16 protein-coding genes and 1 riboswitch are annotated in these 18,203 nt (G+C 69.3%); of the genes, 11 read left to right on the top strand and 5 right to left on the bottom strand.

The genetic code is table 11. From position 1 onward, the window contains the following. Positions 1-85: 85 nt before the first annotated feature. Complete coding sequence (gene nadA, locus J5X86_RS42145) at positions 86-1,264, bottom strand: quinolinate synthase NadA (protein WP_208521918.1); 1,179 nt, start codon at positions 1,262-1,264, stop codon at positions 86-88. Positions 1,265-1,500: 236 nt separating this feature from the next. Here nadA and J5X86_RS42150 point away from each other — a divergent pair, with 236 nt between their 5' ends. After that, positions 1,501-1,854 (top strand): iron-sulfur cluster assembly accessory protein, encoded by a 354-nt coding sequence (locus tag J5X86_RS42150; protein WP_044576747.1) that lies wholly within the window; start codon positions 1,501-1,503, stop codon positions 1,852-1,854. A gap of 94 nt (positions 1,855-1,948) precedes the next feature. Here J5X86_RS42150 and J5X86_RS42155 read toward each other — a convergent pair whose 3' ends face one another. After that, positions 1,949-3,439: a hypothetical protein gene (locus J5X86_RS42155; protein ID WP_208521919.1), complete on the bottom strand. Its 1,491-nt coding sequence runs from the start codon at positions 3,437-3,439 to the stop codon at positions 1,949-1,951. Between the two features lie 91 nt (positions 3,440-3,530). Further along, positions 3,531-3,755 carry a hypothetical protein gene (locus tag J5X86_RS42160; RefSeq protein ID WP_208521920.1) on the bottom strand — a complete coding sequence of 75 codons (225 nt, stop codon included), beginning with the start codon at positions 3,753-3,755 and terminating at the stop codon, positions 3,531-3,533. A gap of 171 nt (positions 3,756-3,926) precedes the next feature. On the opposite strand from J5X86_RS42160, the gene J5X86_RS42165 reads away from it, so the two are divergent. Then, positions 3,927-4,901, top strand: a complete 975-nt coding sequence (locus tag J5X86_RS42165) for a carbohydrate kinase family protein (protein ID WP_208521921.1) — start codon at positions 3,927-3,929, stop codon at positions 4,899-4,901. Between the two features lie 208 nt (positions 4,902-5,109). Here J5X86_RS42165 and J5X86_RS42170 read toward each other — a convergent pair whose 3' ends face one another. Beyond that, on the bottom strand, positions 5,110-6,525 hold the full coding sequence (locus tag J5X86_RS42170; protein WP_208521922.1) for a cysteine desulfurase/sulfurtransferase TusA family protein: 1,416 nt from the start codon (positions 6,523-6,525) through the stop codon (positions 5,110-5,112). Positions 6,526-7,228: 703 nt separating this feature from the next. On the opposite strand from J5X86_RS42170, the gene coxB reads away from it, so the two are divergent. The 4 genes from coxB to J5X86_RS42190 all read left to right on the top strand — a co-directional run bounded on the left by coxB (position 7,229) and on the right by J5X86_RS42190 (position 11,749). After that, positions 7,229-8,191, top strand: a complete 963-nt coding sequence (gene coxB / locus J5X86_RS42175) for a cytochrome c oxidase subunit II (protein WP_078640981.1) — start codon at positions 7,229-7,231, stop codon at positions 8,189-8,191. Beyond that, positions 8,188-9,927: a cytochrome c oxidase subunit I gene (gene ctaD / locus J5X86_RS42180; RefSeq protein WP_208521923.1), complete on the top strand. Its 1,740-nt coding sequence runs from the start codon at positions 8,188-8,190 to the stop codon at positions 9,925-9,927. Before coxB ends, ctaD begins: the two co-directional genes overlap by 4 nt. After that, positions 9,924-10,322: a cytochrome c oxidase subunit 4 gene (locus tag J5X86_RS42185; protein WP_208521924.1), complete on the top strand. Its 399-nt coding sequence runs from the start codon at positions 9,924-9,926 to the stop codon at positions 10,320-10,322. Before ctaD ends, J5X86_RS42185 begins: the two co-directional genes overlap by 4 nt. 179 nt (positions 10,323-10,501) lie before the next feature. Continuing rightward, the gene (locus tag J5X86_RS42190; protein WP_208521925.1) at positions 10,502-11,749 is read left to right on the top strand and encodes an Ig-like domain-containing protein; all 1,248 of its coding nucleotides are present in this window, start codon (positions 10,502-10,504) and stop codon (positions 11,747-11,749) included. 21 nt (positions 11,750-11,770) lie between these two features. Here the strand turns inward: J5X86_RS42190 and J5X86_RS42195 are convergent, their stop codons facing one another. After that, positions 11,771-12,172 (bottom strand): hypothetical protein, encoded by a 402-nt coding sequence (locus J5X86_RS42195; RefSeq protein ID WP_208521926.1) that lies wholly within the window; start codon positions 12,170-12,172, stop codon positions 11,771-11,773. A gap of 211 nt (positions 12,173-12,383) precedes the next feature. Here J5X86_RS42195 and J5X86_RS42200 point away from each other — a divergent pair, with 211 nt between their 5' ends. From J5X86_RS42200 to trpD, 5 genes are all read left to right on the top strand, one after another. Then, entirely contained in the window at positions 12,384-13,004 is a 621-nt protein-coding gene (locus J5X86_RS42200; protein WP_059143403.1) for a heme-copper oxidase subunit III, read from the top strand. Between the two features lie 69 nt (positions 13,005-13,073). Next, positions 13,074-13,883 carry a c-type cytochrome gene (locus J5X86_RS42205; RefSeq protein ID WP_078640977.1) on the top strand — a complete coding sequence of 270 codons (810 nt, stop codon included), beginning with the start codon at positions 13,074-13,076 and terminating at the stop codon, positions 13,881-13,883. Further along, positions 13,880-14,935 (top strand): ubiquinol-cytochrome c reductase iron-sulfur subunit, encoded by a 1,056-nt coding sequence (locus J5X86_RS42210; RefSeq protein WP_078640976.1) that lies wholly within the window; start codon positions 13,880-13,882, stop codon positions 14,933-14,935. Before J5X86_RS42205 ends, J5X86_RS42210 begins: the two co-directional genes overlap by 4 nt. Then, positions 14,932-16,572 carry a cytochrome bc complex cytochrome b subunit gene (locus tag J5X86_RS42215; protein ID WP_208521927.1) on the top strand — a complete coding sequence of 547 codons (1,641 nt, stop codon included), beginning with the start codon at positions 14,932-14,934 and terminating at the stop codon, positions 16,570-16,572. Before J5X86_RS42210 ends, J5X86_RS42215 begins: the two co-directional genes overlap by 4 nt. 166 nt (positions 16,573-16,738) lie before the next feature. Beyond that, positions 16,739-17,812, top strand: a complete 1,074-nt coding sequence (gene trpD, locus J5X86_RS42220; protein WP_208521928.1) for an anthranilate phosphoribosyltransferase — start codon at positions 16,739-16,741, stop codon at positions 17,810-17,812. Between the two features lie 95 nt (positions 17,813-17,907). Beyond that, positions 17,908-18,026: riboswitch (SAM riboswitch) on the top strand. The last annotated feature ends 177 nt before the right edge of the window (positions 18,027-18,203 follow it).

An 18,203-nucleotide genomic window follows, 5' to 3' on the forward strand; every position in this document is an offset into this window, starting at 1 on the left:
CCGCGACGGCGGGGCGTGGCATGGCGCGGCCCGGTGGTGGTGACCGCGCCACGGCCCGATGACCGCCCCCATCGCCGGACGCTGCCTACGGCAGCATGAGCATCCGCTCCAGGGCCAGCTTGGCGAAGTGCTCCGTCTCCTGGTCGACCTGGATGCGGTTGACCACCTTGCCGGCCACCAGCGACTCCAGGGCCCAGACCAGATGCGGCAGATCGATCCGGTTCATGGTCGAGCAGAAGCAGACCGTCTTGTCGAGGAAGGCGATCTCCTTGCCCTGGTCGGCGAAACGATTGGCCAGGCGCCGTACGAGGTTCAGCTCCGTGCCGATCGCCCACTTCGAACCGGCGGGGGCGGCCTCCAGGGCCTTGATGATGTACTCGGTCGAGCCCACGTAGTCGGCCGCCGCCACGACCTCGTGCTTGCACTCGGGGTGCACCAGCACGTTCACACCCGGTATCCGCTCGCGCACATCGTTGACCGAGTCCAGCGAGAAGCGGCCGTGCACCGAGCAGTGGCCGCGCCACAGGATCATCGTCGCGGCCCGCAGTTGCTCGGGGGTGAGCCCGCCGTTCGGCTTGTGCGGGTTGTAGACGACGCAGTCCTCCAGGGACATGCCCATGTCGCGGACCGCCGTATTGCGCCCGAGATGCTGATCGGGCAGGAACAGCACCTTCTGGCCCTGCTGGAACGCCCACTCCAGGGCCCGCTCGGCGTTGGACGAGGTGCAGATCGTGCCGCCGTGCTTGCCGGTGAACGCCTTGATGTCGGCCGAGGAGTTCATGTACGAGACGGGCACCGTCGCCTCCGCGACGCCCGCCTCGGTCAGCACCTCCCAGCACTCGGCGACCTGCTCGGCCGTGGCCATGTCGGCCATCGAGCAGCCGGCCGCCAGATCGGGGAGGACGACCTGCTGGGCCTCGGTGGTGAGGATGTCGGCGGACTCGGCCATGAAGTGCACACCGCAGAAGACGATGTACTCGGCGTCCGGCCGCGCGGCCGCGTCCCGGGCCAGCTTGAAGGAGTCACCGGTGACATCGGCGAACTCGATGACCTCGTCGCGCTGGTAGTGGTGACCGAGGACGAAGACCTTGTCCCCGAGCTTGTCCTTGGCCGCGCGGGCGCGTGCCACCAGGTCCGGGTCGGAGGGCGCCGGAAGGTCTCCCGGGCACTCCACGCCGCGCTCGCTGCGGGGGTCGGCCTCCCGGCCGAGAAGCAGCAGAGCGAGCGGGGTCGGCTGCACATCGAGGGGCTGGGCGGTGGTCACGTCACGCACCCTTCTTTCTTCGCTGGGAACCCTAATCGTCAGAATGACGCTATCTATCATAGCCGCTTCACGTCACTTTGACGAGAGGCATTGTGTCGATGTGACGCATTCCGGTGCGTCCACCCGTATGCGAGCATGAAGGGCAACAGGAGATAAGCGCTGAGCCCGGAATGAATCCGGGGCGCCGTTGGTTGGTTCCGACGGCAAGTAGTCCGTACGACCCGGGAGAGAAGCAGATGACCGTTCAGGACGAGACCACCGCGAGCGAGGGCATCATCCTGTCCGACGCCGCCGCGTCGAAGGTCAAGGGCCTGCTGGAGCAGGAGGGCCGCGACGACCTCGCGCTGCGCGTCGCCGTCCAGCCCGGCGGCTGCTCCGGCCTGCGCTACCAGCTCTTCTTCGACGAGCGCTCGCTCGACGGCGACGTCGTCAAGGACTTCGGCGGCGTCAAGGTCGTGACCGACCGCATGAGCGCCCCGTACCTGGGCGGTGCCTCGATCGACTTCGTCGACACCATCGAGAAGCAGGGCTTCACCATCGACAACCCGAACGCCACGGGCTCCTGCGCCTGCGGCGACTCCTTCAGCTGAGCCCCCGGCACGGCGGAAATCAGCGAAACGGAAGGGGGCGGGCCCACCGGGCCCGCCCCCTTCCGCATGTCCTGCCGCAGCTCTCGCGGTCCGCTCACTTCCGCAGCGGCACCGTCTCACCGGTGGACCCGTCCACGACCTTCCGGCCGTCCAGCGGCTCCTTCAGCGTCACCTTCCGGTCCAGCTGCTTGGCGATGAGGATGCAGGCCCGCCCCGGATGGGTCGGCTTGCTCTTGAGCTCCAGCGTCACCTGCTTCGAGGTCTCCTTCGCGGAGACCGAGTAGGTGTTGCAGACACCGCCCCAGAAGCGCAGCGCGAGGGTCTTGCCGTCCACGCTGTACGAGGTGATGTCATCCGGCTTGGAGGTCCGCTCGCCCTTGCCCGGCCGGGTCGACGGGGAGTGGCCCGGCTCCTCGGCCTTCTTGTCGGACTTCTTGATGAACTCCGGCTTCACCGCGGGGTAGGGCAGGGTGACCGCCACCCGGTTGGTCCCGGTCGGCTTGGTCTCGAAGATCCACGACGGCACCAGGGCCCGTCGGCCGTCCACCATGTGCGAGGCGAGGCCGAACGTCACCTTGCGCACGCTCACCTTGCCCGACGGGCCATTGCCCTTGGCCGACGTCGAGTTGAGCCGCTCCAGCGCCTGTCCCGCGCTGAGCAGCGGATAGGTGTCGTCCTCCTTGGGCTTGGCCAGCGTGCCGCTGCCGCCGACCAGCTGGCCGTCGGCGCCGACCTGCAGACTGGTCCCCCAGCCGTAGGTGGGCAGATCGCCCACCTTCGGATCGGCGTTCACCATCCGCACGGCGCCGTAGAGACCACTCGCGTCCAGCTTCGCGTCCGACAGCCCGAGCGCCTTGAGTACCGGCCCGGCGGCGCGCTCGGCCTTCTCCTCGGACACGGCCTTGTCGCGGCCCTCGGCGGCGCCGTTGTCACCACGCTTGTCGCCGTCGCGGTAGGACGGGCAGCTCTTGTCGGGCTTGTCCGTCCCATCGCCCTTGTCGGTCCGCTCGGCCTTCTTCGCGTCCGGCTTCCCGTCCGGGTGGACGCAGGACGTACCGCCCGGCGACCCATAGCGCGAGTACGACCAGTTACCCGGTCCGTTCTGGCTCACCCGCAGCGTCGGGCCGCTCGCGTCCGGGGTGCCGCCGACCTTCCAGTACCCGTGGTCGGCGCGGGGGCTGCCGGAGACGTCCAGCGCCTTCGCCAGCCGCGCCACATCGGCCTTGGTGACCTTCGGGTCGGTCAGATAGACCGGGGCCTCCTTCGGCCCGTCCGGCAGCTTGCCCGTGACGACGTAGCGGCCGCCGTGTGGATCGGGCTCACCGGGCGCGATGCCCTTGTCTCCGCCTCGCTCACCGCCCGGGGTGGCGTAGGCGTCCAGCGCGAGGGGCTTGGGTGCTCCGTCCTCGCCCGCCGCGCCCGGACCCCGGGTGCCGCCGTCCGCCGCGGTGGAGGCCCAGTAGGCGCCGCCACCTCCGGCGACCAGCACCGCGGCCGCCACCGAAACGACGGCCAGCGGCGAGCGCCGGCGCGGCCGGGGAGTGTCGTCGGGGGTCTGCGGGGTGTCGGTGTCCTCGGTGCTCACCGTTTCGCTCCTTTGGCTCCGCTCACGTTCTACGGTCCCATCCCTCGCGAGGAGATGCCGATGAGACGGAGCCGAGGCGCGCCCGGTTCCTTCAGTCGCCGTAGTCCGACATGCCGGCCAGCAGATCGGCCGATGCCGCGGGCACGCTGATCCCCCGGATGCGGGAGGGGGCGACCGGTGAAACATGCCTGGCGGGAGGCGATACGGTGACCGCCCAGTGCGGCGCCATCCGGGCACCGTCGCCGCGCAGCTCCTCCAGATACTCGGGCTCGATGGCTCCGGTGGCGGGAAGGGCGGGGCCGAGGTGCTGGGGCATGATGCCTCCTGGTCCATGGGGGTCGCCGACGCGTACCCCCGTCCACGCACCGTATTCAGCGGGTGTCGGTGAAGAAAGCCCTACTATTGGGTAGTTTCTTCCGTTCGTATGGACAGGGCTGAGCAGATAGCGTGAAGCGTCCGATCTCTCCGCCCCCGCAGGAGCGACTCCGTGCGTATTGCCGTAACCGGCTCCATCGCCACCGACCATCTGATGTCCTTCCCCGGCCGCTTCGCCGATCAGCTGGTCGCCGATCAGCTGCATACGGTCTCCCTCTCCTTCCTGGTGGACACCCTCGATGTCCGCCGTGGAGGAGTCGGCCCCAACATCTGTTTCGGCATGGGCGTGCTCGGCCTGAGCCCGATCCTGGTCGGCGCGGCCGGCGAGGACTTCGCCGACTACCGCGCCTGGCTGGACCGGCACGGCGTGGACACCGCGTCCGTCCGGATCTCCGAGGTCAAGCACACCGCGCGCTTCGTCTGCACCACCGACGCCGATCACAACCAGATCGCGTCCTTCTACACCGGTGCCATGAGCGAGGCCCGCCAGATCGAGCTGCAGCCGGTCGCGGAGCGCGCCGGCGGCCTCGACCTTGTGCTGATCAGCGCGGACGACCCGGAGGCCATGGTCCGCCACACCGAGGAGTGCCGCTCGCGCGGCATCCCCTTCGCCGCCGACCCCTCCCAGCAGCTCGCCCGCATGGAGGGGGAGGACATCCGGCTGCTGATCGGCGGCGCGGAGTACCTCTTCACCAATGAGTACGAGGCCGCGCTGATCGAGACCAAGACCGGCTGGACCGCGGAGCAGATCCTCTCCAAGGTCGGCACCCGGGTCACCACGCTGGGCGCGCAGGGCGTGCGCATCGACCGCGAGGGCGAGGAGCCCGTCGTCGTCGGCTGCCCGGAGGAGGACCAGAAGGCCGACCCGACCGGCGTCGGCGACGCCTTCCGTGCGGGCTTCCTCTCCGGTCTGTCCTGGAACCTCTCGCTCGAGCGTGCCGCCCAGGTGGGCTGCATGCTGGCGACGCTCGTCATCGAGACGGTCGGCACCCAGGAGTACGAGCTGCGCCGGGGCCACTTCATGGAGCGCTTCGCCAAGGCGTACGGCCATGAGGCGGCGGGCGAGATCGCGCCCCACCTGTCCTGAACCCCGCTGGGCGCCCAGGGGGCTCTCGCGCTCCCTGGGCCCCGCTATGGCTTCTGCGGATCCGCCGTAGCCCCCTGGGTCCCGCCCAGTTCCCCGCGGCTTCGCCGTAGCTTCCCACGGCTCCGCTGTAGTCCCCTGGGCCCGCCAGTGCCCAATGGGCCTGGGCCCGTCAGGGCCTGGGCCCGTCAGGGCCTGGGCCCGTCAGGGCCTAGGCGCGGCGGCGGACCCGGTAGGCCACGCCCCGGTCGGCCGTCCGCTCGCCCTCATAGGTCTGGCCCCGCATCTCGCACCAGGCCGGGATGTCCAGCCGGGCCGCCTCGTCGTCGGACAGCACCACCACCACACCGCCCACCGGCACCTCGCCGATCACCTTGGCCAGTTCGATCACCGGGATCGGGCACCGCTTGCCGAGCGAGTCGACCACCAGCGCGACCTCGGGCTCGGGCACGGGGTCCGGGTCCGGCGCGACGGCGGCCTGGGCAGGCTTCGGCGCACCCAGGCGCTCCCGCACCTGCGCCACCACCCCCGGCAGTACCTCCAGGAACCGGTCCACCTCCGCCTCGGCCGTACCGCGCGGAAGCGAGACCCGGACATTGCCCTCGGACAGCACCCCCATGGCCCGCAGCACATGGCTCGGGGTCAGCGTGGACGAGGTGCAGGAGGAGCCGGACGAGACCGAGAACTCCGCGCGGTCCAGCTCATGGAGAAGCGCCTCTCCGTCGACATAGAGACAGGAGAAGGTCACCAGGTGCGGCAGCCGCCGCTCCGGATCGCCGACCACCTCGACGTCTGGGACCAGCTCCGGCACCCGCGCCCGGATCCGGTCCACCAGCCCGCGCAGCCGCTCCGCCTCCGCGGCGGCCTCCGCCCGTACGGCCCGCAGCGACGCGGCCGCGGCGACGATGGCGGGGAGATTCTCGAACCCGGGGGAGCGGCCCGACTCGCGCTCGTCGGTGGGCGGGACCGTACGGAAGCGCACCCCCTTGCGTACCGCGAGCAGCCCCACCCCCGCAGGGCCGCCCCATTTGTGGGCACTTGCCGTCAAGGCCGACCAATTGCCCTCCGTGGGGCCCCAGCCGAGCGACTGCGCCGCGTCCACCAGCAGCGGTACGCCCGCCGCCGCGCACTCCTCGGCTGCCTCGGCCACCGGCTGCAGGGTGCCGACCTCATGGTTGGCGGACTGCAGACAGGCCAGGGCCACCCCGTCCGGGGCCTCCCGCAGGGCCGCCGCGTACGCACCCAGCGCGACCCGCCCCGTACGGTCCACCGGGACCTCGGTGAGCGTGCCGCCGTCCGCCTCGTGCGCGGCCGCCGCGTGCAGCACCGAGGAGTGCTCCACGGCGGAGACGACCAGATGGCGGCCCGCGCGCCGCCGGCCCGCGAGCGCCCCCGCGATCCCGTCGTGCACCGCGCGTGTCCCCGAAGGAGTGAAGACGAGCTCGTCCGGGCGGCACCCGACGGCCTCGGCCGCCGCCTCCCGCGCGGCGTCCAGCAGCAGCCGGGCCCGCCGCCCCTCCCGGTAGAGGCGCGAGGGGTCGGCCCACCCCTCGTCGAGTGCGGCGAGGAGCGCCTGCCGGGCGACGGGGTGCAGGGGAGCGGACGAGGCCGTGTCGAAGTAGGGCACATACGGAACGCTAGTCGCCGCAACCGGCAAACGGACGGGCGCGACCCGTGCGGGACCGGAGCCGGGGCCGCACCGCGAGGGGACCGGGAGCAGCACCGGGGCCGGGAGCCGGGGCTGCACCGGGACCGGAGCGAGGCCGTGCCGCGACCGGGAGCCGGGGCCGCACCGCGAGGGGACCGGGAGCAGCACCGGGGCCGGGAGCCGGGGTTGCACCGGAGCCGGGAGCCGGGGCTGCACCGGGGCCCGGAGGCGAGGCCGCACCGGGGCCCGGAGGCGAGGCCGCACCCGGACCGGGAGCCGAGGTTGCGCCGGGACCGGAGCGGGGTCGCGCCGCGGCCGGAGCCGAGGGTCGCACCGGCGCCCGAAGCCGGGGCCGGAGCAGGGGGTCGCACCCGGCCGGAGCCGGGCCCGCACCGGTGCCGAAGCCGGGGCCGGAGCAGGGGGCACACCCGGCGGCAGCCGGGCCCGCGGCCAGGGCCGGAGTTCGGGGTGGGGCCGGGCCGGAAAAGGCGGCCGGGGCCCGCGATTCCACCCCTTCGTGGAGCGCCCCGGCGCGTTGGGCACCCTCCCCGCGCGACCCCAAATGGCGTCCAGTAGGGTTTGGTCCGCATAAACATCCAAACCCCTGCCCGCACTGGGCCGGCGACCGACCAGAAGACGGCCGCGGCCGACCGCGCGGGCGAGACTCTCGGGAAGGCGCTACGTGAGTCCCAACGGCTCCGACCGCTCGTCGCGGCGCCCGGTGCGGCGGAAGCTGCTGCAGGCGCTGGCCGCGGGCTTGGTCCTGGCGACCGCCACCGGTTGCACATCAAAGGACTTCCCCCGCCTTGGAATGCCTACCCCCGTCACGGAGGAGGCGCCGCGGATCCTCTCTCTGTGGCAGGGCTCGTGGGCGGCGGCGCTCGCCACGGGCGTCCTGGTCTGGGGCCTGATCATCTGGGCGGTTATCTTCCACCGTCGCAGCAGGACCAAGATCGAGGTTCCCGCGCAGACCCGGTACAACATGCCGATCGAGGCGCTGTACACCGTGGTCCCGATCATCATCGTCTCGGTGCTGTTCTACTTCACCGCACGCGATGAGAACGCGCTCCTCAAGACCTCCAAGAAGCCCGACCACGTGGTCAACGTGGTGGGCTATCAGTGGAGCTGGGGCTTCAACTACATGGAGAACGTGGACGGGAGCACCGCCAGTCCGAAGCAGGAAGCCAAGGAGATCTCCTCGATCCCCCAGCGCATGCTCAACGCCGTCCCCAAGGGCGCCGAGGGCGTCTACGAGGCCGGCACCCCCGCTGAGCGGAACCCGCAGACCGGCAACCCGGGTCCGACCCTGTGGCTGCCGAAGGGCGAGTCGGTCCAGTTCATCCTGACGTCCCGCGATGTCATCCACTCGTTCTGGGTGGTCCCCTTCCTGATGAAGATGGACGTCATCCCGGGTCACACCAACCGTTTCGAGGTCACCCCGAACCGCGAGGGCACCTTCATGGGCAAGTGCGCCGAGCTGTGCGGCGTCGACCACTCCCGGATGCTCTTCAACGTCAAGGTCGTGTCGCCGGAGCGCTACCAGCAGCACCTCAAGGACCTGGCGAAGAAGGGCCAGACCGGCTACATCCCGGCGGGCATTGAGCAGACGGACGCCGCCAAGAACGCGGAGACCAAGATCCAGTGAGCATCCTCAACGAACCCCAGGGTGCCGGTACGACCGCCTCGCAAGAGCGGGAGATTCCGGTGCGTCGGAAGCAGCCGGGCAATGTCGTCGTCAAGTGGCTGACCACCACCGACCACAAGACGATCGGCACGCTCTACCTCGTCACGTCGTTCGCGTTCTTCTGCATCGGCGGGGTGATGGCGCTCTTCATGCGCGCCGAGCTGGCCCGTCCGGGCACGCAGATCATGTCGAACGAGCAGTTCAACCAGGCGTTCACCATGCATGGCACGATCATGCTGCTGATGTTCGCCACCCCGCTGTTCGCGGGCTTCACGAACTGGATCATGCCGCTGCAGATCGGTGCGCCCGATGTGGCGTTCCCGCGGCTGAACATGTTCGCGTACTGGCTGTATCTCTTCGGCTCGCTGATCGCGGTGGGCGGGTTCCTGACCCCGCAGGGCGCGGCCGACTTCGGCTGGTTCGCCTACTCCCCGCTGTCGGACGCGGTCCGTTCGCCGGGTGTGGGCGCGGACATGTGGATCATGGGTCTGGCCCTCTCCGGCTTCGGCACGATTCTCGGTGCGGTCAACTTCATCACCACGATCATCTGCATGCGCGCTCCGGGCATGACGATGTTCCGCATGCCGATCTTCACCTGGAACGTGCTGCTGACCGCGGTGCTGGTGCTGCTCGCCTTCCCGGTGCTGGCCGCCGCGCTGTTCGCCCTGGAGGCGGACCGTAAATTCGGGGCACATGTCTTCGACGCGGCCAATGGCGGCGCGTTGCTCTGGCAACACCTCTTCTGGTTCTTCGGCCATCCAGAGGTGTACATCATCGCGTTGCCGTTCTTCGGCATCATTTCCGAGGTCATTCCGGTCTTCTCCCGGAAGCCGATGTTCGGTTACATCTCCCTGATCGCCGCGACGATTTCGATCGCCGGTCTCTCGGTGACGGTGTGGGCCCACCACATGTATGTCACCGGCGGAGTGTTGTTGCCGTTCTTCTCGTTCATGACGTTCCTCATCGCGGTGCCGACCGGTATCAAGTTCTTCAACTGGATCGGCACGATGTGGAAGGGGTCGCTGAGCTTCGAGACCCCGATGCTCTGGGCGATCGGCTTCCTGATCACCTTCACCTTCGGTGGTCTGACCGGTGTGATCCTGGCGTCGCCGCCGATGGACTTCCACGTCTCCGACTCGTACTTCGTGGTGGCCCACTTCCACTACGTGGTCTTCGGCACCGTGGTCTTCGCGATGTTCGCCGGATTCCACTTCTGGTGGCCCAAGTTCACCGGCAAGATGCTGGACGAGCGGCTCGGAAAGATCACCTTCTGGACGCTGTTCGTGGGCTTCCACGGCACGTTCCTGGTGCAGCACTGGCTGGGCGCCGAGGGCATGCCCCGCCGGTACGCCGACTACCTGGCGGCCGACGGCATCACCACGCTGAACACCATCTCGACCATCAGCTCCTTCCTGCTGGGCCTGTCGATCCTGCCGTTCCTCTACAACGTCTGGAAGACCGCCAAGTACGGCAAGAAGGTCGAGGTCGACGACCCCTGGGGCTACGGACGTTCGCTGGAGTGGGCGACCTCCTGCCCGCCCCCGCGGCACAACTTCCTCACCCTGCCGCGGATCCGCTCCGAATCCCCGGCGTTCGACCTGCACCACCCGGAGATCGCGGCGCTCGACCAGCTCCAGAACCACGGTGCGCCCGACGAGGACAAGGCCCTCGCGGGTGGTAAGGAGGCCGGCAAGTGAAGGTCCAAGGCCGGATGTTCATCTGGCTGGCCGTCTTCATCCTCGTCATGGCGATCGTCTATGGCGTGTGGTCGAAGGAGCCGGCCGGTACCACCGCGCTCTTCCTGGCCTTCGGGCTGAGCATCATGATCGGCTACTACCTGGCCTTCACGGCGCGCCGGGTGGACGTCGGAGCACAGGACAACAAGGACGCGGATGTCGCGGACGACGCCGGCGAGCTGGGTTTCTTCTCCCCGCACAGCTGGCAGCCGCTCTCCCTGGCCGTCGGTGGCGCCCTGGCCTTCCTGGGCGTGATCTTCGGCTGGTGGCTGCTCTTCTTCTCGGCCCCGATCGTCATGATCGGTCTCTTCGGCTGGGTCTTCGAGTACTACCGCGGCGAGAACGCCAACCAGTAACCGGCCAGTCGGCTGACGCGACCGGCGAAACGAGCGGGGCCCGGACACCTCCCCAGGTGTCCGGGCCCCGCTCGGCGTTGCCGGCCGGGCGCCGGGCCATGGCCCCGACTGGGCCCGTCGGTTCACCCCGCTGCCTCACTCCGCGCGCCGTTCACGGACGCCGTTCTTACGTTGAGTCCATGAGCCACACACCTCGATCACTCCGAAGCCGGGCGGTGCTGACCTGCGCCCTGCTGGTGGCGCCGCTGATAGCGGGTGTGAGCGGATGCGCGGGATCTCCCGACCCCCTGTCCGCCAAGCCGTACGACGCCGCCGACCAGATCTCGTTCAGCGGTGACGGCGACGGCCGCAAGGCCGATCCGGACAAGCCGCTCGAAGTCACCGCCAAGGGCGACGACAGCCGGATCACGGATGTCACGGCCACCGACGCCGCGGGCCGCTACGTCCGCGGCGAGCTGGCCGACGACGGTAGGCACTGGCGCAGTACCGTGCCGCTGGCCGCCGGCGCCCACTACACGCTGAAGGTGTCCACAGAGGACTCCAACGGCGCTCCTGGCCGCCGTACGGTCGACTTCACCACCAGCTCCGCCCGCCGGCTGCTGAAGGTCACCTTCGGCCCCAAGGCGGGGGAGTACGGGGTGGGGCAGCCCATCACGGCCAAGCTGAGCCGGCCCGTCAAGGACCCCTCGGCCCGCGCCGTGATCGAGCGCGCCCTGAAGGTGGACTCACGGCCCGCCGTGGAGGGCGTCTGGCACTGGGTGGACAGCCGCAACCTGCACTACCGCCCGCAGGAGTTCTGGCCCGCCCACGCCACCATCACGGCCCACTCCAACCTCAAGGGCATCAGGATCGGCGGCGGGCTCTACGGCGGCGATGCCAAGTCGCTGCGGCTGACCACCGGCGACCGCCTGGAGGCCCTCACCGACTCCGGCACCCACCAGATGACGGTGAAGCGGAACGGAGTGCCGATCCGGACCATCCCGATCACCACCGGTATGCCCGGATTCGATACCCGGAACGGCATCAAGGTGGTGCTGGCCAAGGAATCCGCCGTACGGATGACGGGCGCCAGCATCGGGCTCGGCGCCGGCTCCTACGACCTGATGGTCTACTGGGCCGCCCGGGTGACCAAGAGCGGCGAATACGTCCACGCCGCGCCCTGGTCCACCGGTTCGCAGGGCTACGCCAACGTCAGCCACGGCTGCACGGGCATGAGCACGGCGAACGCCCAGTGGTTCTTCAACACCGTGCGCCTGGGTGACATCGTCCAGGTCGTACACAGCAACGGAGACGACATGGCGACGTTCGACAACGGCTACGGCGACTGGAACATGGCCTGGGCGGACTGGCGCAAGGGCAGCGCCGTCTCCGGCGGTCAGTCCGACGCCACGCCCGCCGACTCCGCCCGGCTCCGTCCCCAGGTCTGAGCAGGGGTGCGGACGGTGAGGTCAGGCGCCCACGGAGAGCCGCCGGCGGAGCAGCCCGGCCAGCGCGTCCGCCAGGGCCACCGGGTCCACCGGATGCGTGACCGCGGCCTCCGCGCGGCTCCAGGTGGCCAGCCAGGCGTCCTGCGGGCGGCCGATGAGCAGCAGCACCGGCGGGCACTGGAAGATCTCGTCCTTGATCTGCCGGCAGACGCCCATCCCGCCCGCGGGCGCCGTCTCACCGTCCAGCACACAGGCGTCGATGCCGCCCTCCTCCAGCGCCGAGAGAACGGCCGGGAAGGTGGCGCACTCCAGAAATTCCACCGGTGGCACATCGGCGGCGGGCCGCCGGCCGGCCGCGAGGCGCACCTGTTCGCGGGTGCTCGCGTCATCGCTGTAGACCAGCACCGTTGCGATCGGCCGCATCATGACCTCCGGGCGAAGTAAGTGATCTGCCGGGCTCCTGTGGCGGATGCTACTCCCGTACAGCCGTCCGGAGGAGGGGGCGTACGGATCTCTCCCTCCTTCGGGGGACTGTCCCGAAGGACCCCGACGAGCAGGGTCGATGCCCTCGCCACGGTCCTTGACACTCCGAACGGGACCCCCGGGAGTGAGCGCTGGATAAGCGACCGACATAATGTCGGTCGTGGCGACAGCAACAGCAGTAGAAACCGGGCACGCGCACCCGTCGGTCAACCGGCCGAACCTCACCAGCGTCGGAACCATCATCTGGCTGAGTTCCGAGCTGATGTTCTTCGCGGCCCTCTTCGCGATGTACTTCACCCTGCGATCGGTGACCGGAGCCGAGCACTGGAAGGAAATGGCGTCCGCGCTGAACTTCCCGTTCTCCGCGACGAACACCACGATCCTGGTGCTCTCCTCCCTCACCTGCCAGCTCGGCGTCTTCGCCGCCGAGCGCGGCGACGTGAAGAAGCTGCGCACCTGGTTCGTGATCACCTTCATCATGGGCGCGATCTTCATCGGCGGTCAGATCTTCGAATACACCGAGCTGGTCAAGAAGGACGGGCTCTCGCTCTCCTCCGACCCGTACGGCTCGGTGTTCTACCTGACCACCGGCTTCCACGGCATGCATGTGACGGGCGGCCTGATCGCCTTCCTGTTTGTCCTGGGCAGGACGTACGCGGCCAAGAGGTTCACCCACCAGCAGGCGACGGCGGCCATCGTCGTGTCCTACTACTGGCACTTCGTCGATGTCGTCTGGATCGGCCTCTTCGCCACGATCTACATGATCAAGTAAGCCGGTCACCGCACCGGAACCACGTCCTTAACAGCATCGACGCAGAAGATCCTGACACCGGGGTAATCCGTGAAAAAGCTCTCCGCACGACGGCGCCATCCGCTGGCTGCGCTCGTCGTCCTACTCTTCGCGCTGGCGGTCACTGGGGGGCTGTACGCCGCGTTTTCGCCGAGCGAGGCGAAGGCCGACGACAGCTCCGCCCAGTCCCTCGCCATCGAGGAGGGCAAGAAGCTCTATGCCGTCGGCTGCGCCAGCTGCCATGGCACGGGCGGTCAGGGGACCTCTGACGGCCCGAGCCTGGTCGGCGTCGGCTCCGCCGCCGTGGACTTCCAGGTCGGCACCGGCCGTATGCCCGCGCAGCAGCCGGGCGCCCAGGTGCCGAAGAAGAAGAAGATCTACTCGGACGCCGATACCGAGCAGCTCGCCGCCTACATCGCCTCGCTCGGTGCGGGTCCGGTGACGCCCACCAAGAGCGAGTACAGCCCGGACGGCGCGGACGTGGCGAAGGGCGGGGAGCTCTTCCGTACGAACTGCGCGCAGTGCCACAACTTCGCCGGCAAGGGTGGTGCCCTGACCAACGGCAAGTACGCACCGGGCCTCGAGGGGGTCAGCGCCAAGCATCTCTACGAGGCCATGCAGACCGGCCCGCAGAACATGCCCAACTTCCCCGACACCGTGATGCCGGCGAAGAACAAGCAGGACATCATCGCCTACCTCGACACGGTCAACAGCGACAAGAGCAAGACCCCCGGTGGCCTCGAGCTCGGCGGGCTCGGCCCGGTGAGTGAGGGTCTGTTCGGCTGGGTCTTCGGTATGGGCGCGATGATCGTCCTCACCATCTGGGTCGCCGCCCGGACCGCAAAGGCCAAGAAGTCATGAGTAGCCACGAGATTTCAGAAGCAGAAGACAAGCTGCCGGAAGAGCGAGGGGCCGAGAGCGCCGTAAGGCCGGTCGAGGACCCGTTCGCCGACCCGGGGCTGCCCCCGCACGAGCACCGTGTGCAGGACATCGACGAGCGGGCCGCGCGGCGCTCCGAGCGCACCGTCGCCCTGCTCTTCACGGTCTCGATGGTGGCCACGATCGCCTTCATCGCCGCGTATGTGGCGCTGCCGGTCGACAAGTACATCTACGTCTTCCCGATCGGGCACATCAGCGCGCTCAACTTCGCGCTCGGTGTGACGCTCGGCATCGCGCTGTTCTCCATCGGCGCGGGCGCGGTCCACTGGGCCCGCACCCTGATGTCCGATGAGGAGATCGCCGACGAGCGGCACCCCATCGAGGCCAGCCCCGAGGTGAAGTCCAAGGTCCTCGAGGATTTCGCCGCCGGCGCCAAGGAGTCCGGCTTCGGCCGGCGCAAGCTGGCCCGCAACACCCTCTTCGGCGCGCTCGCGCTGGTGCCGCTCTCCGGCGTCGTGCTGCTGCGCGATCTCGGTCCGCTGCCGGGCACCAAGCTGCGGCACACCAAGTGGGCCAAGGGCAAGCGGCTGATGAACTACAACACCATGCAGCCGCTGCGCCCCGAGGACATCTCCGTCGGTTCGCTCACCTTCGCCATGCCCGAGGGCATGAGCGAGGACCAGCACGACTTCCAGACGGAGATCGCCAAGGCGGCCCTGATGCTGGTCCGGCTGCAGCCGGAGAACATCAAGGACAAGCGCGAGCTGGACTGGTCGCACGAGGGCATCGTCGCGTTCTCCAAGATCTGCACCCACGTCGGCTGCCCGATCAACCTCTATGAGCAGCAGACGCACCACGTCCTGTGCCCCTGCCACCAGTCGACCTTCGACCTCTCCGACGGTGGCCGAGTGATCTTCGGTCCGGCCGGTCACGCGCTGCCGCAGCTGCGGATCAGGGCCAACGACCAGGGGTACCTCGAAGCCATGGGCGACTTCCCGGAGCCCGTCGGTCCTGCTTACTGGGAGCGCGGATGAGTACTACAAGCGACAGCGGTGCGCAGCAGCGCCGCGGCAAAGCGCCCGCGGGCGAGCGCGTCGCCGACTGGGCCGATGGCCGGCTGGGCATCTACGGCCTGGCCAAGGCCAATATGCGCAAGATCTTCCCGGACCACTGGTCCTTCATGCTGGGCGAGGTCTGCCTCTACAGCTTCATCATCATCATCCTCACGGGTGTGTATCTGACGCTGTTCTTCCATCCCAGCATGGAAGAGGTCACCTACCACGGCCCGTACGTCCCGATGCAGGGCGTCAAGATGTCCGAGGCGTTCGCCTCGACGCTCGACATCAGCTTCGAGGTGCGGGGCGGTCTGCTGATCCGGCAGATCCACCACTGGGCCGCGCTGGTCTTCCTGTGCGGCATGTTCACGCACATGATGCGCGTGTTCTTCACCGGTGCGTTCCGCAAGCCGCGTGAGATCAACTGGCTGTTCGGCTTCCTGCTGTTCTTCCTCGGCATGCTGACCGGCTTCACCGGCTACTCGCTCCCCGACGACCTGCTCTCCGGCACCGGTCTGCGGTTCATCGAGGGCGTGTTCCTGTCGATCCCGGTGGTCGGCACCTACATCTCGATGTTCGTCTTCGGCGGCGAGTTCCCCGGGATGGACCTCATCCCGAGGCTCTACCCGGTCCACGTCCTGCTGCTGCCGGGCATCATGCTCGGCCTGCTGGTGGCGCACCTGATCCTGGTCTTCTACCACAAGCACACGCAGTACCCCGGGGCCGGAAAGACCGAGAAGAACGTCGTCGGCATGCCCCTGCTGCCGGTCTACATGGCCAAGGCGGGCGGCTTCTTCTTCCTGGTCTTCGGTGTGATCGCGGTCCTCTCCGCGGTCGCGACCATCAACCCGGTGTGGACCATCGGTCCCTACCGGCCCGACCAGGTGTCCACCGGTGCCCAGCCCGACTGGTATATGGGCTTCGCCGAGGGTCTGGTCCGCGTGATGCCCGGCTGGGAGATCACCGCCTGGGGTCATACGCTCGTCCTGGGCGTGTTCATCCCGATCGTGCTCTTCCCGCTGGTCCTCTTCGCGATCGGGCTCTACCCGTTCATCGAGACCTGGATCACCGGCGACAAGCGCGAGCACCACATCCTGGACCGCCCGCGCAACGCCCCGACCCGTACGGCCTTCGGTGTCGCCTGGCTGACCGCGTACTTCGTGATGCTGATCGGTGGCGGTAACGACCTGTGGGCCACCCACTTCCACCTCTCGATCAACTCGATCACGTGGTTCGTGCGGATCGGCTTCTTCGCCGGCCCGGTCCTGGCGTTCATCGCCACCAAGCGGATCTGTCTCGGCCTCCAGCGGCGCGACCGCGACAAGGTGCTGCACGGCCGTGAGACCGGCATCATCAAGCGGCTGCCGCACGGTGAGTTCGTCGAGGTCCATGAGCCGCTCGCGCAGGAGCAGCTGCACATGCTGACCCAGCACGAGCAGCCCGAGCCCTACGAGATCGGCCCCGAGACCGACGAGAACGGGGTCAAGCGGAAGGTAACGCCCGCGCAGCGGGTCCGTTCGAAGCTCTCCAAGGGCTACTACGGCGAGGACAACGTCATTCCGAAGCCGACCCGCGAGGAGTACCACGAGATCACCAGCGGCCACGGCCACCACTGATCTCCGCCGTACCGCTCTCGCACGTCAGCTGACGCCACAGACCAGGGCCCCGGCCCGGACCACACGGTCCGGCCGGGGCCCTGGTCGTGCTGCCGATAGGCTGGCGGCGGGCCGCTGACGTGCGCGGCCCCTTCCCTGCCCACCCCCACGGATCCAGGAGCGGACCATGGACGTTGTGACCCCCGCCGGAGGCGACAGCACCGCGACGGCCCGCACCTGGCCGGACGTACTGAGCTCGCTGATCGCCGGCCGGGACCTCGACGCCGACGACACCGCGTGGGCCATGGACCGGATCATGCGGGGCGAGGCCACCGACGCCCAGATCGCCGGTTTCGCGATCGCGCTGCGCGCCAAGGGCGAGACGGTCTCCGAGGTGGCCGGGCTGGTGCGGGCCATGTACGAGCACGCCAAGGTGATCGAGGTGCCCGGGGCGACCGTGGACATCGTCGGCACCGGCGGCGACCGCGCCAGGACCGTCAATATCTCCACCATGTCCGCGCTGGTCGTCGCCGGTACCGGCGCGCGGGTCGTCAAGCACGGCAACCGCGCCTCTTCCTCCGCCAGCGGCGCCTCCGACGTGCTGGAGAAGCTCGGCGTCAACCTGGACATCACCCCGGAGCGGGTGGTCGAGGTCGCGGAGGAGGCGGGGATCACCTTCTGCTTCGCGGTGAAGTTCCACCCGTCGCTGCGGCATGTCGCCTCGGCCCGCCGCGAGCTGGGCGTCGCCACCCCGTTCAACCTGCTCGGCCCGCTGACCAACCCGGCGCGGGTGAAGTGCCAGGCGACCGGGGTCGCGGACGCCCGGATGGCGCCCATCATCGCCGGGGTGCTGGCCGAGCGGGGCTCCTCCGCGCTGGTCGTCCGCGGCGACGACGGGCTGGACGAGCTCACCGTGACCACGACCTCCCAGGTGTGGGAGGTCCGGGGCGGCGCCGTGCGCCAGGAGACCCTCGACCCGCGGGACGTGGGCATCGAGCGGGCCCCCATGGAGGCCCTGCGCGGCGCGGACGCCTCGTACAACGCCGATGTGGCCCGCCGGCTGCTGGCGGGCGAGCGGGGCCCGGTCCGGGACGCGGTGCTGCTGAACTCGGCGTCGGCGCTGGTGGCGCTCGAGCCGGAGCCGGGGGACAAGCCCCTGGCGGAGCGGATCGCGGCGGGTGTCGCGCGGGCCGCCGAGTCCATCGACTCGGGCGCGGCGCGCGACGTCCTGGAGCGGTGGGTACGGGCCACCCACGCCTAGGCGGAACCCTTACGGTGCCCATGTTCTGTCCGTGCCTTGTCCGGGATGCGGACAGGGTATGGGCGCCGTCGTACGGCATGGCATACTCCTGGCCAGGTCACGAGTGACAGCGACTACGGCCCCGGCCCGCTGTCCGGCAACCCTCCGTCCGTGGCGGGGTGCCCCGGGTGATGACCAGGCCGCCAGGCAGCGAGGCCGGCGGCAAGCGCGGACCCCTCGCACTAGGGGTCCTGGTGGTCGAGGGAGTTCTTCCGTGATGCAGCGAATGCGCTAGGGCCGAGCGGCCCGTTTCCCCTCCTGTGCTCCGTGCGGTGTGGCCGTGCGTCGAGCGACTTTCCGCGCCCTGACGGCCGGCTTACCGCCGTCTTTGTGCGCGTTACGCATTCTCACG

The organism is Streptomyces sp. NEAU-YJ-81, from assembly GCF_017592595.1.
GTDB lineage: Bacteria > Actinomycetota > Actinomycetes > Streptomycetales > Streptomycetaceae > Streptomyces > Streptomyces hygroscopicus_B.